This window comes from Streptomyces sp. NPDC102402, from assembly GCF_044765765.1.
Lineage (GTDB): Bacteria > Actinomycetota > Actinomycetes > Streptomycetales > Streptomycetaceae > Streptomyces.
Window position 1 is genome coordinate 81,250 of the sequence record NZ_JBIWKR010000014.1, and the last position, 16,497, is coordinate 97,746.

Annotated in this window: 13 protein-coding genes and 1 riboswitch; of the genes, 3 read left to right on the top strand and 10 right to left on the bottom strand. The window is 70.6% G+C overall.

Going from position 1 to position 16,497, the window contains the following annotated elements:
* Positions 1–78 precede the first annotated feature (78 nt).
* From ACIRJR_RS29980 to ACIRJR_RS29990, 3 genes are all read left to right on the top strand, one after another.
* Positions 79–1,098, top strand: a complete 1,020-nt coding sequence (locus tag ACIRJR_RS29980; RefSeq protein WP_403786359.1) for a LacI family DNA-binding transcriptional regulator — start codon at positions 79–81, stop codon at positions 1,096–1,098.
* A gap of 171 nt (positions 1,099–1,269) precedes the next feature.
* Entirely contained in the window at positions 1,270–2,037 is a 768-nt protein-coding gene (locus ACIRJR_RS29985; protein ID WP_403786361.1) for an ABC transporter ATP-binding protein, read from the top strand.
* A 60-nt stretch (positions 2,038–2,097) separates the two neighbouring features.
* Positions 2,098–4,629 (top strand): ABC transporter permease, encoded by a 2,532-nt coding sequence (locus ACIRJR_RS29990; RefSeq protein WP_403786363.1) that lies wholly within the window; start codon positions 2,098–2,100, stop codon positions 4,627–4,629.
* 59 nt (positions 4,630–4,688) lie between these two features.
* Here the strand turns inward: ACIRJR_RS29990 and ACIRJR_RS29995 are convergent, their stop codons facing one another.
* The 10 genes from ACIRJR_RS29995 to ACIRJR_RS30040 all read right to left on the bottom strand — a co-directional run bounded on the left by ACIRJR_RS29995 (position 4,689) and on the right by ACIRJR_RS30040 (position 16,468).
* Positions 4,689–5,993, bottom strand: a complete 1,305-nt coding sequence (locus ACIRJR_RS29995) for a class I SAM-dependent methyltransferase (RefSeq protein ID WP_403786365.1) — start codon at positions 5,991–5,993, stop codon at positions 4,689–4,691.
* 252 nt (positions 5,994–6,245) lie between these two features.
* The gene (locus ACIRJR_RS30000; RefSeq protein WP_403786367.1) at positions 6,246–7,649 is read right to left on the bottom strand and encodes an NAD(P)/FAD-dependent oxidoreductase; all 1,404 of its coding nucleotides are present in this window, start codon (positions 7,647–7,649) and stop codon (positions 6,246–6,248) included.
* Positions 7,650–8,097: 448 nt separating this feature from the next.
* Complete coding sequence (locus ACIRJR_RS30005; protein WP_403786369.1) at positions 8,098–9,039, bottom strand: exopolyphosphatase; 942 nt, start codon at positions 9,037–9,039, stop codon at positions 8,098–8,100.
* 37 nt (positions 9,040–9,076) lie between these two features.
* Positions 9,077–9,619: a DUF501 domain-containing protein gene (locus ACIRJR_RS30010; protein ID WP_403786485.1), complete on the bottom strand. Its 543-nt coding sequence runs from the start codon at positions 9,617–9,619 to the stop codon at positions 9,077–9,079.
* A gap of 70 nt (positions 9,620–9,689) precedes the next feature.
* Entirely contained in the window at positions 9,690–10,160 is a 471-nt protein-coding gene (locus tag ACIRJR_RS30015) for a septum formation initiator family protein (protein WP_403786371.1), read from the bottom strand.
* A 94-nt stretch (positions 10,161–10,254) separates the two neighbouring features.
* On the bottom strand, positions 10,255–11,541 hold the full coding sequence (eno, locus tag ACIRJR_RS30020; RefSeq protein WP_014155837.1) for a phosphopyruvate hydratase: 1,287 nt from the start codon (positions 11,539–11,541) through the stop codon (positions 10,255–10,257).
* A gap of 341 nt (positions 11,542–11,882) precedes the next feature.
* Positions 11,883–12,578 carry a transglycosylase family protein gene (locus tag ACIRJR_RS30025; protein ID WP_403786373.1) on the bottom strand — a complete coding sequence of 232 codons (696 nt, stop codon included), beginning with the start codon at positions 12,576–12,578 and terminating at the stop codon, positions 11,883–11,885.
* Positions 12,579–12,750: riboswitch (cyclic di-AMP (ydaO/yuaA leader) on the bottom strand. It abuts the gene before it with no gap.
* Positions 12,751–13,040: 290 nt separating this feature from the next.
* On the bottom strand, positions 13,041–14,030 hold the full coding sequence (locus ACIRJR_RS30030) for a transglycosylase family protein (protein WP_403786375.1): 990 nt from the start codon (positions 14,028–14,030) through the stop codon (positions 13,041–13,043).
* A gap of 105 nt (positions 14,031–14,135) precedes the next feature.
* Entirely contained in the window at positions 14,136–15,443 is a 1,308-nt protein-coding gene (locus ACIRJR_RS30035; RefSeq protein WP_403786377.1) for a cytochrome P450, read from the bottom strand.
* The gene (locus tag ACIRJR_RS30040; protein WP_403786379.1) at positions 15,440–16,468 is read right to left on the bottom strand and encodes a nucleoside triphosphate pyrophosphohydrolase; all 1,029 of its coding nucleotides are present in this window, start codon (positions 16,466–16,468) and stop codon (positions 15,440–15,442) included. The genes ACIRJR_RS30035 and ACIRJR_RS30040 overlap by 4 nt, the downstream gene beginning before the upstream one ends.
* Between the last annotated feature and the right edge of the window lie 29 nt (positions 16,469–16,497).

The window sequence follows — 16,497 nt, forward strand, 5'->3', positions numbered from 1 at the left end:
GACCGCACCGGGGAAGACGGAGGTCAGGGACCTGCGGCTAGGATGCCCGATGAACACGAACCGGTTAAGCGAGGTCCCATGCCCAAGCACCGCCCCACGATCGCCGACATCGCGCGCCGCGCTGGGGTATCGAAGGTCGCGGTGTCCTACGCCCTGAACGACCGCCCCGGCGTCTCCCCCGCGACCCGGGCCTCCATCAAGGCCATCGCGCAGGAGATCGGCTGGCGCCCCAACAGCGCTGCCCGCGCCCTCACCCACGCCCGCGCCGACACCGTGGGGCTCGCGCTGTCCCGTCCCGCCAGGATGCTCGGCGTCGAGCCGTTCTTCATGGAGCTGATCAGCGGCATGGAGACCGAGCTCTCCGCCCGCGGCTGCGCCCTGCTCCTCCAGGTCGTCACCGACCCGGCGCAGGAGCTGGAGATCTACCGCCGCTGGTGGGGCGAGGGCCGGGTGGACGGGGTGTTCCTCGCCGACGTGCGCTCGCCGGACCCGCGCATCGAGGGCATCGCGGAGCTGGGCATGCCCGCCGTCGTGATCGGCCACCCCTCGGCCGCCGGGCCGCTCACCCCGGTGTGGTCCGACGACTCGGCGGCCCTGCGGGACACCCTCACGTATCTGGCCGCGCTCGGCCACCGGTCCGTCGCCCGGGTCGCCGGGCTGCCCGAGCTGATCCACACCCAGCTGCGCGACCGCGCCCAGCGCGAGATCAGCGCCCGGCTCGGGCTGGACGAACCGGTGGTGGTGCACACCGACTACTCCGGCGAGGAGGGCGCGCACGCCACCAGACGGCTGATCGGTTCGGCGGCGCGGCCCACCGCCGTCATCTACGACAACGACATCATGGCCGTGGCGGGGCTGTCCGTCGCCCAGGAGATGGGACTGGACGTGCCGGCCGACCTCTCGCTCGTCGCCTGGGACGACTCCCAGCTCTCGCGCGTCGTGCGTCCCGCGCTGACGGCGCTGAGCAGGGACATCCCCGCGTACGGTACGCACGCCGCCCGCACCCTGCTGGCGATGGTGGCCGACGGATCGGCCCCGGGGTTCGAGGACGCGACCGCCCGGCTGGTGCCCCGCGGATCCACTGCCCCGCCCCGCTGAGCGGCCGGCGGAACTGAGGGTCGTTCTCCTACCTCAGGACTACGCGGCCACCCGGCGGGTGCGACTCAAGAGGGCCCCGGGAACGGGCACGGGGGCTGACGACCCGGCGCGTGACGGCGGTGAGGATGGAGGGGTCCCCGAGAACGAGTCACCCGAACCTGGAGTACCCCTGTGACGACCACCACCGCCCACCGCACCACCGCGGTCGCCGCCCGAGCCACGGAGCTGTCGAAGGTCTACGGCCAGGGTGAGACCCAGGTGGTCGCCCTGGACCGGGTGACCGTGGACTTCCCGCAGGGCGAATTCACGGCGATCATGGGCCCCTCGGGCTCCGGCAAGTCCACCCTGATGCACTGCGTGGCCGGTCTCGACAGCTTCAGCAGCGGCTCGGTGCGCATCGGTGAGACCGAGCTGGGGGCGCTGAAGGACAAGCAGCTCACGCAGCTGCGCCGGGACAAGATCGGCTTCATCTTCCAGGCGTTCAACCTGCTGCCCACCCTGACCGCCCTGGAGAACATCACCCTGCCGATGGACATCGCCGGCCGTAAGCCCGATGCCGCCTGGCTCCAGAAGGTCATCGACATGGTGGGCCTCTCGGAGCGGCTGAAGCACCGGCCCACCGAGCTCTCCGGCGGTCAGCAGCAGCGCGTGGCTGTCGCCCGTGCCCTGGCCTCGCAGCCGGAGATCATCTTCGGTGACGAGCCGACCGGCAACCTCGACTCCCGCTCCGGCGCCGAGGTCCTCGGCTTCCTGCGCAACTCGGTGCGCGAGCTCGGCCAGACCGTGGTGATGGTGACCCACGACCCGGTGGCCGCCTCCTACGCGGACCGTGTGGTCTTCCTCGCGGACGGCGCGGTCGTCGACCAGATGATGCACCCCACCGCCGACGGGGTCCTCGACCGGATGAAGGCGTTCGACGCGAAGGGCCGCACCAGCTGACGTCCCAGAGGCTGTCGCACCACCCTTCCGCACTCCGAACTCCCCCCAGGAATTGACGACATGTTCCGTACCGCCGTGCGCAATGTCCTTGCGCACAAGGCCAGGCTGCTGATGACCGTGCTCGCCGTGATGCTCGGCGTCGCGTTCGTCTCGGGCACCCTGGTCTTCACCGACACCCTCGGCAACGCCTTCCGCAACCAGTCCGCCAAGAACTACGACAAGGTGGCCGTCGCCGTCACCACCTGGGCCGAGCGCGGCGACGAGGAGACCCCCGGCGTCGACGAGGCCACCCTCAGGAGGATCCAGGAGCTCGACGGCGTGGCCGACGCCACCGGACGGGTCTCCGGCTTCGCCGGCGTCGCCGACACCGACGGCAAGCTCATCGGCAACGGCTGGTCCAACACCGGCTCCAACTACTCCCCCGGCACCGACGGCAAGGACGCCCAGTACGCGTTCACCGAGGGCACCGGCCCGGTCGAGGCCGGGCAGATCGCCCTCGACAGGACCTCCGCGGACAAGGGCGACTACCGCGTCGGCGAGAAGGTGCGGGTCGCCACGAACGGGCCGGTGAAGGAGTACACCCTCTCCGGGATCTTCACCACCGAGGACGGCGCCGTGAACGCGGGCGGCAGCCTGGTCCTCTTCGACACCGAGATCGCCCAGCGGCTCTACCTGCGGCCCGGCGAGTTCAAGGACGTCACGGTGACCGCCGCGGCCGGTGCGTCCGACCAGAGGCTGCTGGACGCCGTGAAGCCCCTCCTCCCGAAGGACGCCGAGGCCAAGACGGGCGCGGCACTCGCGGACGAGGAGGCCGAGATGACCGAGTCCGGTCTCAAGAGCCTCAACTCGATGCTGCTGGCCTTCGCGGCCATCGCGCTCTTCGTCGGTGTGTTCCTGATCGCCAACACGTTCACCATGCTCATCGCCCAGCGCACCAAGGAACTCGCCCTGATGCGCGCCGTCGGCGCCTCCCGCCGGCAGGTCAAGCGGGCCATCCTGCTCGAAGCCGGTGTCGTCGGCCTGATCGCCTCGGTGATCGGCTTCGTCCTCGGCGTCGGCCTCGCGACGGGACTGCGCTCCGCGATGGGCATGTTCGGCGGGAAGATCCCGGCCGGTCCGCTGGTCGTCTCCCCCACCGCGGTCGCCTCCGCGTTCGCCGTCGGCGTGCTGATCACCGTGTTCGCCGCCTGGCTGCCCGCCCGTCGCGCCGCCAAGATCCCGCCGGTGGCGGCGATGAGCAGCGTGCACGCGGTGGCCACCACCAAGTCCCTGGTCGTGCGCAACTCGATCGGCGGGGTGATCACCCTCGTCGGGTCCGCCCTGATCGTCGCCGGCGCCGCGCAGGGCGACGAGAACGGCCGGTGGCTCATCGGCGGAGGCGCCTTCCTGGCACTGACCGGTGTCATCGTGCTCATCCCGCTGCTCTCGCGGCCGGTCATCGCCCTGGCACGTCCGCTGCTGGCGAGGCTGTTCGGGGTGTCCGGGAAGCTGGCCGCGCAGAACGCGGTCCGCAATCCGCGCCGCACCGGGGCCACCGCGTCCGCCCTGGCGATCGGGCTCACCCTGGTCACCGGCATCTCCGTGCTCGGCGTGACGCTCGGCCAGGCCATCGACAAGATGACGACGGACAACATCCGGGCCGACTACATGGTCTCGATGGCCAGCGGGGACCCGCTCGACGAGTCGGCTCTCACCGCCCTGCGCAAGGCCGACGGCGTCGCGGCGGCCACTCCCCAGCGGTCCGTCTGGCTGGACATCAGTGACGACCAGGGCGTCTCGGCCTCCGGAGTCACCCCGGGCGACGTCGAGAAGGTCTTCAACCTGAAGACGGTCTCCGGCTCGCTGTCGTCGCTGAAGGACGGCGAGATCGCCGTCGACCGCAAGACCGCGGAGTCGCACGGCTGGAAGACCGGCGACAGCGTCCCCGTGACGTTCCAGGACGAGAAGAAGGAGACCCTGAAGGTCGGCGCGCTCTACGAGGGCAACGAGTTCCTCTCCCCGGTCCTGATCTCCGACGCCGTCGTCGACCCGCACGAGACCCTCGCCGACATCCGCGAGGTCTGGCTGACCATGGACGGCGGCCAGAGCGAGGCCAACGAGAAGGCCGTGGTCGACGCGCTCGGTGACAACCCGGCGATGAGCGTCGTGGACCGCCAGGGCATCCGGGACATGTTCGGCGGGTTCATCAACACCGCGCTGAACATCATGTACGCGCTCCTCGCCATGGCCCTGATCATCGCCGTGCTCGGAGTCGTCAACACGCTGGCCATGTCGGTCTTCGAACGCCAGCAGGAGATCGGCATGCTGCGGGCGATCGGGCTGGACCGGCGCAGGGTCAAGCGCATGATCCGGCTGGAGGCCGTCGTCATCTCGCTCTTCGGAGCGGTGGTCGGCGTGGCCCTCGGTACGTTCCTCGGCTGGGCCATCGGCAAGAGCCTGTCCGCCTCCATCCCCGGCTACGCCCTGGTCGTCCCGTGGGACCGGCTCGCGCTCTTCCTGGCGCTCGCCGGCCTGGTGGGTGTCCTGGCCTCCCTGTGGCCGGCCCGCAGCGGCGCGAAGCTGAACATGCTGACCGCGATCAAGACGGAGTAGGCGTACGCGTGAGGGCCGGTACCCGCGGTGGCGGGTACCGGCCCTCACGCGTCTCCTGGTCAGGCGTCCGCCGACGCCGTCCAGTCGCGGGCGCGCAGCGGCATGCCCGCCGAGCCGCCCTCCCTCGGACGTACCGCGAGGATCTGGTTGACGCCGATCTTGTTGTGCTCGAAGGAGAGCGCGGAGGCGGCCATGTAGAGCCGCCACACCCTGGCCCGGCCGGGCGAGGACGCCCGGACGGCTTCCTTCCAGTTCGCCTCCAGATTGGCCACCCAGCGGCGGAGGGTCAGTGCGTAGTGCTCGCGGATCGCCTCGACGTCGCGGGCCTCGAATCCCGCCTCCTCCAGGGTGGCGACGGTGCGGCCCACCGGCGCGAGTTCGCCGTCGGGGAAGACGTAGGCGTCGATGAACTCGTCGACGTGGTAGGCCGACTCGTCCCGCTCGGGACGGCGGGCGATCTGGTGGTTGAGCAGCCGCCCGCCGGGCTTGAGCAGTGCGTAGAGGTCATCGGCGTACTCACGGAAGCGGACCGTGCCGACGTGCTCGGCCATGCCGATCGAGGAGATGGCGTCGTACGGGCCGTCCCGGACGTCCCGGTAGTCCTGGACCCGGATCTCGATGCGGTCGGTGAGCCCCTCCTCGGCGATGCGCTTGCGGGCGAAGGCGGCCTGCTCGGTGGAGAGGGTCACCCCGGTGACCCGGGCGCCGTACTCACGGGCGGCGTGGATGGCCATGGAGCCCCATCCGCAGCCGACGTCGAGGAGGCGGTCGCCCTCCCGGAGGGCGAGCTTGCGGCAGACGAGGTCGAGCTTGTCGCGCTGGGCTTCCTCAAGGGTGGAACCGTCCTGCCAGTAGGCGCAGGAGTACACCATGGACGGGCCGAGGACCATGGCGTAGAAGTCGTTGCCCACGTCGTAGTGGTGGCTGATCGCTTCCTTGTCGCGGCGCCTGGTGTGCAGCGGCCCGGTGCGGCGGCGGACCTCCTCGGCGGGCGGGGGCGGGGGCGGCCACGGCCCGGCCAGCTCGACGAGACCGCGGGCGAAGGCCCGCACCTTGGGGTCGCGGACGGGGTGGACGGTGTCCTTCGCGTCGGCGCCGCGCTCCCAGAGCAGGGAGGCCACGGCGTCCAGGGCCGCGTAGAGATCCCCGTCGACGTCGATCTCTCCGGCCACCCAGGCACGGGCCAGTCCCAGTTCGCCCGGCTTCCAGAGCAGCCTGCGCAGGGCGCGGCGGTGGCGCAGCACGAGGACGGGGGCACCCGGCGGTCCGGATTCGCTGCCGTCCCAGGCCCGGATCCGGACCGGCAGGGGTTCTCCCAGCAACTCTTCGGCGAGAGCGGTCAGCCGCGATGCGGCGTCGGCCATGGTGCACACCTCCGTGGTGGTGTTTCCGAACGTGCCTAAATTCGCATATACGCACCCGAACCGGGCCGCGACACCTCGGGGCCACGGCGAGGTACAGCAGCGTCAACGCCGCTCGCCGCCCGCACCATCCCGCGCGAGGGCAACGGAAAGGCAAAATACTTGCAGTGACCATCTAGTTGGCCGCGTCCGGGAACGCCGAAGGGGCCGTCCGCACCACGGATGGCGGACGGCCCCTTCGATGACGTACTGGCGCTAGGAGGCCTTGGCCTTCTCGCCGGCCTTGCTCGCGTCGCCGTCGGCCTTGGCCGCGACCGGAGCGGGGCTCGGCTTGGCGGCCTCGTAGAACTCCTCGCGCGGAGTCTCCATGGCGCCGAGCGAGACGACCTCGCGCTTGAGGAACATCGCCAGCGTCCAGTCGGCGAAGATCCGGATCTTACGGTTCCAGGTCGGCATGGCCATGCCGTGGTAGCCGCGGTGCATGTACCAGGCGAGACGGCCCTTGACCTTGATCTTCACCTTGCCCATGACGATCATCGCGACGCCCTTGTGCAGGCCGAGTCCGGCCACCGCACCCTTGTTGGCGTGGCTGTACTCCTTCTGCGGGAAGCCCCGCATGCCGGAGATGACGTTGTCACCGAGGACCTTCGCCTGACGCAGCGCGTGCTGGGCGTTCGGCGGGCACCAGGCGTTCGGGTTGCCCGCACGGCGGCCGACCATGTCCGGGACCTGGGCGTTGTCGCCCGCGGCCCAGATGTAGTCGGTGCCCTGCACCTGCAGCTTCTCGGAGGTGTCCACGTGACCACGCGGGCCGAGCGGCAGGCCGAAGCGGGCCAGCGCCGGGTTCGGCTTCACGCCGGCCGTCCACACGATCGTGCTGGAGTCGACCTCGAGGCCGTTCTTCAGCACCACGTGGCCGTCGACACAGGAGTCCATGGACGTCGAGAGGTAGACCTCGACGCCGCGGCTCTCCAGGTGCTCCTTGCCGTAGGCACCCAGCTTCGGGCCGACCTCGGGAAGGATCTTGTCGGCGGCGTCGACCAGGATGAAGCGCATGTCCTCGCGCTTCACGCTCGTGTAGTACTTCGCCGCGTCGCGGGCCATGTCCTCGACCTCGCCGATGGTCTCCGCGCCGGCGAAGCCGCCGCCGACGAAGACGAACGTCAGCGCCTTGCGGCGGACGTCCTCATCGGTCGTCGAGTCGGCCTTGTCCAGCTGCTCGAGGACGTGGTTGCGCAGACCGATGGACTCCTCGATGCCCTTCATACCGATGCCCTGCTCGGCGAGGCCGGGGATCGGGAAGGTGCGGGAGACCGCGCCCATCGCGATGACCAGGTAGTCGAAGGGCAGCTCGTAGGCCTCGCCGACGAGCGGCGCGACCGTGGCGACCTTGCGGTCCTGATCGATGGTCGTGACACGGCCGGTGAGAACCTCTGCCTTGGGCAGCACGCGTCGCAGCGGGACGACGACATGCCGAGGCGAGATGCTGCCGGCAGCAGCTTCGGGGAGGAAGGGCTGGTACGTCATGTACGAGCGCGGGTCGACGACCGTGACGGTCGCCTCTCCATACCGCATCTTCTTCAGAATGCGACGAGCTGCGTACAGGCCTACGTACCCACCGCCTACAACGAGGATCCTGGGACGCTCCGTGGTGCTCATGCCATCGAGTATCCACCCCTCTCGGAGGGCATGCTCGTGAGCCCCTTCACAAGGTATGCGCGAGCCTCTGCTACACTTCGCCGCCCACGTGACCCAGGTCATGTTACGGACGGGGAACCACGAGGCGTTGGCGAACGTTGTTCACCACTTGTGAGCTGGCCCTTGAGGCCGCACCCCGGGTGAACCACCTGCCCGGGACACGCCTTCGCCACACCCTCGCAACGCCCCCGTATCACCCCCGCGCGGAGCCGCGGGCCGCCCGCACGGCCCCCCGGAGGCAGAACTTCGCCCAGAGGGACCGAATTCCTTGTGAAGAAGTTCACGAAGTTTCTCGCGGCGCCTCGCGAAAGGCCTCCCCGGACAGGTCCGGGGAGGCCTCGACAAGCTCAAAGGTGCAGGCGGGAATGCGTATGAGCGACATCTCACCGTGTCCGCGCCGCCCCTGTGATCAGGCGGCGGACCAGGCGATCCCGTCGAGAATGTCGTGTTCACTGACGACGACCTCACGGGCACCGCTCCGCTCCATCACCGCGAGCAGGACGAGCGCCCCAGCCGCGATGACGTCGACCCTGCCGGGATGCATCGCGGGGATCGCCGCGCGCTCCTCGTGTGTCGAGGCCAGCAGCCGCGCCGTGATCTCCCGGACCTGGTCCAGGGAGACCCGGGAGTGGTGGATCGCCTTCGAGTCGTACTCCTCGAGTCCGAGCGCGATCGCGGCGACGGTGGTGACCGTCCCGGCCAGACCGACGAGGGTCGCCGCCGAGGCGACCGGCACGGTCTGCTCCGCCAGGTCGATGGCCGCCCCGATGTCCGCGCGGACCGCGGCGATCCGGTCGGGCGTCGGCGGATCCACGACGGCCCCGTCCAGGACCAGGTGACGCTCCGTCATGCGCACGCAGCCGATGTCCACGGACCGGGCGGCGCGGACGCGGTCGTCGCCGACGACGAACTCCGTGGAACCGCCGCCGATGTCCACCACCAGGTACGGCTTCTCCAGGTGGTCGCTGCCCACCAGCTCCTTGGTGGCGCCGTCGAACGAGAGCTGCGCCTCCTGGTCGCCGGTGACGACCTCGGGCTCGACACCCAGGATGTCCAGGACCCCGCGGACGAACACGTCGCTGTTCTCCGCGTCACGGGACGCGGACGTGGCGACGAACCGGATCCGCTCGGCCCCGAGCTCCTTGATCGCGGCCGCGTACTCACGGCAGGCGTCGAAGGTGCGCTCGAGTGCCTCGGGGGCCAGCCGGCCGGTCCGGTCGACGCCCTGGCCGAGCCGGACGATCCTCATCCGCCGGTCGAGCTCGGTGAAGCCTCCGGTGGCGGGGTCCACGTCCGCGACGAGCAGACGGATGGAGTTGGTACCGCAGTCGATGGCGGCAACGCGGGTCATGGGGCTCCTGTGGTTGTACGGGTACCGCACCGCGGTCTCAGGACGCGTGGGGGCCGGCGTCGGGGCCGCACGGCGTGACGCACGGGCCCTTCGCCCACCACTCCGGCAGCATCGCGATCGCCTCGTCGCCCAGCGGGTTCACTCCCGGGCCCGCGGCCAGCGAGTGTCCGACCAGCACGTGCAGGCACTTCACCCGGTCCGGCATGCCGCCCGCGCTCGGGAAGCCCTCCAGGACCTCGATGGCGTCACGCCGGGCGAGGTAGTCCTCGTGCGCGGCGCGGTAGGAGGCGGCCAGCTCGGGGTCGGTCGTGAGCCGCTCGGTCATCTCCTTCATGACCCCGTTGGCCTCCAGCGTGCCGATCGCGGACGCGGCACGCGGGCAGGTCAGGTAGTACGTCGTCGGGAACGGCGTGCCGTCCTCCAGACGGGGCTGCGTCTCGACCACGTCCGGGTTGCCGCACGGGCAGCGGTGCGCGATCGCGCGCAGCCCGCGCGGCGGCCGGCCGAGCTGGAGCTCGAACGCGGCGATGTCCGCGTCGGTGGGCGCGGTGGATTCGGTCTGCGGAGGGGGCGTGTCCATGCCTGCCTTGAATGTCATCGGTCGGACTGTATGAATCGGTACGGGGCCGGGGCCCGGCGCCCACGGGCCGTCATTCGCGGTCCGCGCTGTCGACGCCGTCCCAGAGGTTCGAGTGCCAGGGCCGGCCCGAGGCCCCCGGCCCGCCGCGGCGCACCTGGTCGGCGTCCGGGTCGACCACCGTATAACCGGTCTCGCCGGGCAGCACGTAGTGCAGGTGCTGGCGGGCGAGACGGCGGATGTACGCGTCGTCCTTGAGCCGCGCCTTCTCGTCGCGCAGCTCCTCGGTCCGCTGGTGGGCCTCCCGCGACAGCCTCTCCTGCTCGGCGATCTGGTCGCGCTGGGAGACGTACTGCCGCATGGGGTACGCGAGGGCGACCACCAGGGAGCAGACGATCAGCGCGAGGAACGCGGCCCGGCCGGTGAGCCGGGAACGGCGTGCCTGGCGGCGGTTCTGGGACCGGTAGACACGGGCCGCCGTCTGCTCCCCGAGCAGTCGCAGCCTGGTCGCGGTGGAGAACCGGTCGCGGTCCTTCCCGGCCATCTCTCACGCCTCCCCGTTACGCACGTCCGTCCCCGCACACGGTACGGGACCGGATGCGGGGACGGACGGAGGCTGGTGCCCCGGACTCGGGCTGTCAGCCCTCGAAGCGGAACCGCGGGAACGCCGAACGCCCGGCGTACACCGCGGCGTCGTCGAGGATCTCCTCGATGCGCAGCAGCTGGTTGTACTTGGCGACGCGGTCCGAGCGGGCCGGGGCGCCGGTCTTGATCTGACCGCAGTTCACGGCGACGGCGAGGTCGGCGATGGTGACGTCCTCGGTCTCACCGGAACGGTGCGACATCATGCACTTGAAGCCGTTGCGCTGCGCCAGCTCGACGGCGTCCAGCGTCTCGGTCAGCGAACCGATCTGGTTGACCTTGACGAGCAGGGCGTTGGCCGAGCCCTCCTCGATGCCGCGGGCGAGGCGCTCGGGGTTGGTCACGAACAGGTCGTCACCGACGATCTGCACCTTGGAGCCGAGCTTGTCGGTGATGACCTTCCAGCCGGCCCAGTCGTCCTCGTACAGCGGGTCCTCGATGGAGACCAGCGGGTACGCGGAGACGAGCTCCTCGTAGTACTCGGTCATCTCGGCGGCCGAGCGGGACTTGCCCTCGAACTCGTAGACGCCGTCCTTGTAGAACTCGGACGCGGCGACGTCGAGCGCGAGCGCGATGTCACGGCCCGGGACGTAACCGGCCTCCTTGACGGCCTCGAGGATGAGGTCGAGGGCGGCGCGGTTGGACTCGAGGTTGGGGGCGAAGCCGCCCTCGTCACCGAGACCGGTGGAGAGGCCCTTGGTCTTCAGGACCTTCTTCAGGGTGTGGTAGATCTCCGCGCCCCAGCGAAGGGCCTCGGAGAAGGACTCGGCGCCGATCGGCGCGATCATGAACTCCTGGATGTCCACGTTGGAGTCGGCGTGCGAGCCGCCGTTCAGGATGTTCATCATCGGAACGGGCAGCAGGTGCGCGTTCGGGCCGCCGAGGTAGCGGAACAGCGGGAGGTCGGAGGCCTCGGACGCGGCGTGCGCCACGGCCAGCGAGACACCGAGGATAGCGTTGGCGCCGAGGGAGCCCTTGTTCTCGGTGGCGTCCAGGTCGAACATCGCCTGGTCGATGAGGCGCTGCTCGGTGGCGTCGTAACCGACGAGCTCCGGGCCGATCTGCTCGATCACGGCGAGGACGGCCTTCTCGACGCCCTTGCCCTGGTAGCGGTTGGGGTCGCCGTCGCGAAGCTCAATGGCCTCGAACGCACCGGTGGAGGCGCCGGACGGAACAGCAGCACGTCCCGTGCTGCCGTCGTCGAGGCCAACCTCGACCTCGACCGTGGGGTTGCCCCGGGAGTCGAGGATTTCCCTGGCTACGACGACGTCGATGGACGGCACGAGGCATCTCCTTCTGGGATCTGACACTGGTTGTGCAGGGTCACTGTGGCCTTGCGCCACGAGCCTAACCGCCTCGGCCCGCTCCGTCGGCCGTCCGCCCGTCCCCTGGGACGAAAAAGGACCCAAGGGCCCTCATTCCGGGCAAAGGTCCAGAATTATACTGACCAGTAACCACAAGTGTTGAACGCCCGCCTTCACGACGGGCCCGCCCGGGCACCCTTCCGGCGGGCGCCCGGCGCCTCCTTCCGGCGGGTGCCGGACGCGGTCCGGCCCGGCGCGCGGGGGGTCTGCGCGCCGGGCCGGGCCTCCGGGGCAGGAGGAGGACCCCGGGCCGTCTCCGGCTACTTCAGGTGGAGCTGCTGCCCCGGGAAGATCATGTCCGCGTCGTCGACGATGTCGTCGTTCAGCTTGAACAGCTTCTCCCAGCCGCCCTTGACCTTCTTCGCGTCGGCGATCTTGCTGAGGGTGTCGCCGGCCTTCACCTTGTACTCGCCGTCGCCCTTCTCGACCTTCTCGCCGGTGGGGGTGGTGACGGTCTTCTCGGGGGCCGTGCGCTTCTCGCTGCGCGTGGCGGGCTGCTCGGCCTCGCGCTCCGGCTGGGCCTTCGTCTCGGCCTTGTCGGCGCTCTGGCCGGAACCGGTGTCGACACCCGGGTCCACACCGTCGTTCGTCAGGCCGCCGGCGCCGGCACAGGCCCAGGCGCCCGGACCCTGGAGGTCGAGGAGCTTCTCGGCGGCGGCTATCTGCTGACCCTTGGTGGCCAGGTCGGCACGGGCGGCGTACTGCGTGCCGCCCGCGGCGGCCCAGCTGGACTGCGAGAACTGCAGACCGCCGTAGTAACCGTTGCCGGTGTTGATGGACCAGTTGCCACCGGACTCGCACTGGGCGACGGCGTCCCAGGTGTCGACGGAGGCGGCGGAGGCGCCGGTCGCGCCCATGAGCGGCACGGCGACGGCGGCACCGGTGACACCGGCCAGGGTCGCGATACGGACGGCCTTGGACGGGCGACGGTGCTTGCCCTTGCTGGAAAGCAGCATGGTTCTCCTCACCGACGCCTACGAGGTGAGCTGTCGGGTTCGGGCCTGTGAGTTGCCCGGCCGCCCGCTTCCGCGGACGGCTCCACCCCTAGCCGTTCCCTCATCCGTCTTCCGACGGCCGGGTCCGGCGCTTACCTGGTTCCCCCGCTCCTGCCTACGGCGCTTTACGCGTCGGTACCCCCCGGCCGACGGCAGGATTCGGCGTGACGGTCGGAGGTGCCCGCGGTGCGAGCGGCTCCGACCGTAAACACACGCAACCCCCACATTCAAAGATGGACATAACGGGTTATCAGCGCGTAACGGTCCGTCGCACCTGACCGTTTCCGCAGGTCGGAGCCAATATGGACGGACCGGACGGACAGGACGCACCAGTTGACGCAAAGAGACCCATGTCTCACTTACGCATAAGTGGACATAGGTCTCTTAACTGCCCCCGCTTTCGGGGTGTTTTCCCGTTTTCGATCAGTTGGCGTCGGCGCTCTCCGCCTGGGCGCCCGACTCGGCCGACGCGAGACCGAGGTCCAGGTTCTGGCCGGGGAGGATCAGGTCCGGGTCGGAGCCCAGCTCGTCCTTGTTGGTCTCGTAGAGCGCGGTCCAGCCGCCGGCGAGCCCCTGCGTGTCGGCGATGGCCCAGAGGTTGTCGCCCTCGCGGACGGTGTACGTCCCCTCGGCGCCCTGGCGCGCGTCGGAGTCACCGCGCGAGGCGTGGCGTCCGGACTCGCGCCCGCCGTCCTGGCCCGGCTCCGCGCTCGCCTCGGGAGCCGGCGTGCCGCGGTGCTTCCCGCCCTTCGCCCCGTCCCCCTTCGAGGCACCGGACGTCTCGGAGGCCTCGGGCGACGGAGTGGCGGACGGCGACGCCTCGTCGCCCTTGCCCGACGCGTCGTCGGACTCGTCCCCCTTCGCCTTGCCCTTCGCACCCGACCCGTCGGAGTCGCCGGAGTCATCGGCGCCGTCGGCGCCCTCCGCCTCGTCCGACGCGTCGGACGAGGGAGTCCCGGACGGGGTCCCGGTGTCCGAGGGGCCGGCGGACGGCTCGGCCGACGGCTCACCGCCCGGGTCGACGCCCGGCAGCGACCCGTCCAGGGCGAGACCGGAGATCACCGCGCAGCTGGGCCACGCCTGCGGGCCCTTGTCGTCCAGCACCTTCTCCGCGACCGCTATCTGCTGCGAGCGGCTCGCGAGGTCGGCGCGTGCCGCGTACGCCGTGCCGCCGTAGGCCGACCACGTGTCCTGCGAGAACTGCAGACCGCCGTAGTAGCCGTTGCCGAGGTCCGCACTCCACATGCCGCCGCTCTCGCATTCGGCGACCCTGTCCCAGGTCGTCGCGTCGGCGGCCTGCGCACCGCCCGCGCCGAGCAGCGGGATGGCGATGGCCGATCCCGTGACGCCCGCGGCGACGACGATGGCGGGTGCCTGGCGAGGGCGACGGTGTCTGCCGTTCGCGGAGCCCATGGGATTGCCTTCCGTGTGACTGACATGTGACGGGTGAGTCGAGGGGTGAACCTAGCCCTACTCGAACGTGTGTCACAAGTCGATGCAGCGGAGATCACGTGAAAGTCACAGAGTTGACAGGCTGTCACTTTTTTCGGAGTGGCGTCCGGCTCCGAACTCCACGGGAAGCGTGCGCAGTCCACGCATGATGAGCCCGCCCCTCCAGCGCAAATCGGCAGGATCCACGGCAAGCCGCAGGTCGGGGAGGCGCCGCAGCAGTGTCGCCAGCGCCACCTGGCCCTCCAGACGGGCCAGCGGCGCCCCCAGGCAGTAGTGGATGCCGTGCCCGTATCCGAGGTGCTGATTGTCACTCCGCGCGAGATCCAGGGTGTCCGCATGCTGGAATCGCTCCGGGTCCCGGTCCGCCGCGGCCAGCACCACGAGAACGGGGTCCCCCGCCGCGATGTCCTGTCCTCCCAGCCTCACGGGCTCGGTGGCGTAACGCCATGTGGCGAGTTCCACCGGACCGTCGTAGCGCAACAGCTCCTCCAGGCCCGTGGCGAGCAGTTCCGTCTCACCCGCGGCCAGCGAGCGCTCCAGACGGGCGCGCTGGACCGGATCGCGCAGCAGGGCGTAGGTGCCGTTGCCGATGAGGTTCACGGTCGTCTCGAAACCGGCGAAGAGCAGGATGAAGGCCATCGCCGCGGCCTCGTTCTCGCTGAGGTGCTCGCCGTGGTCGCTGGCCCGGATCAGCCCGGAGATCAGGTCGTCGCCGGGATTCTCCCGTTTCCGGTGGATGAGTTCGGCGAGATAACCGCGCATCTTCTTGACCGATCTGGCCACCCCGCCGCGCGGCCCGCCGCCGTGCCGGATCATCATGCCCGCCCAGTCGCGGAAGTCGTCCTGGTCCTCGCGCGGCACTCCCAGCAGGTCGCAGATCGCGTAGATGGGGAGAGGGAAGGCGAAGTCGTGGATGAGGTCGGCCTTGCCCTCCTCCACGAACGAGTCGATGAGGCGGTCCGTCAGCTCCTGCACGCGCGGCGCGAACTCGGCGACCCTGCGCGGAGTGAACGCCTTGGACACGAGCCGGCGCAGCCGTGTGTGGTCCGGCGGGTCGATGTTCAGCAGATGCGTCATCAGCTCCGCCTTGCGCTCCCCCGGGATGCCCGTCCTGCCCTTGGCGGCGGCCGGCCCGGCGTGGTGCGCCGGGTTCTTGGAGAGCCGGGTGTCGGCGAGGGCCTGCCGGGCGTCCGCGTACCGGGTCACCAGCCAGGCCTCGACGCCGCTGGGCAGTGCCGTGCGGTGCACGGGGCTGTTCTCCCGGAGCCAGGCGTAGGCGGGGTAGGGGTCGGTGGCGAACTCCCAGGTGAAGAGTTCGGGCGCGGGTCCGGACGCCGGGCAGGACGCGGACGCTGTGTCGGGGCTGTCGTTCACTCCTCGACGCTATCCGGAGCGGCCCCTGCGCCGTCCGGAGCGGCCTCCGTGCCGTCCGGAGCCGTCGCGAGCCCCTCCGCCGCCCGGATGGCGTCCCGGTAGGCGCGGGCGGCGGCCCGCAGGGCGGCCTCCGGGTCGGTGCCGTCCCGTTCCGCCTCCACCGCGAGGGCCAGCAGGCGGTAGCCGACCCCGTCCCCGTCGGGGAGCGCGGCGTCGAGACCCGCCGTACGGACCCTGCTGCCCAGCTTGGCCGCCAGTGCCAGACCGGGCTGCCCGAGCGGCACCCCGTCGGTGACCGACTCCCGCTGCTTCTCGATCGCCTTCGTACGCAGCCAGTGCGCGTGGACGTCCTCCGGGGTCTCGGCGGTCTCGTCGCCGAACACGTGGGGATGACGGTGGATCAGCTTCTCGACGATCGTGCCCGCCACGTCGTCGATGCCGAACGGCTCCTCCTGGTCCTCCTGCGCGATGCGCGCGTGGAAGACGACCTGCAGCAGTACGTCGCCGAGCTCCTCGCGCAGCTCGTCGCGGTCGCCGTCCTCGATGGCCTCGACCAGTTCGTACGCCTCCTCGATGGCGTACTTCACGAGGCCCTGGTGCGTCTTCTGCGAGGTCCACGGGCAGGCGAGCCGGATCCGGTCCATGACCTGGACCAGGTCCAGGAGGCGCGCGCCGGGCAGGTCGTACGAACCGGGCAGGAGCTCCAGGTCCGGCATCTGCACCCGGCCGGACCCGCCGAGCCGGGCGAGGCCGTCGGTGAGCCGCTGATCGCCCTCGCCGCCCACCAGCACCACCACGGTCCGGCCGCCCGCGCAGTCGTCCACCAGCTCCTCGGCCGAGGGCACGGCGTGCTCCACGGCGACCCCCGCCTCCCGGAGATACGGCAGCTGCGGATGGTCCCGCTCTGCGCACAGCACCCGGTCGGCGGCGTGCAGCGTCTGCCAGGCAGGCCAGGACAGCAGCCCGGGGGCGACCCGGTGGCTGGCGGTGAGCAGGACGATACGGCCGGGGGCTTCAGCGTTCACCCCCCGAACCTACCTCTGCCGCCGGACGG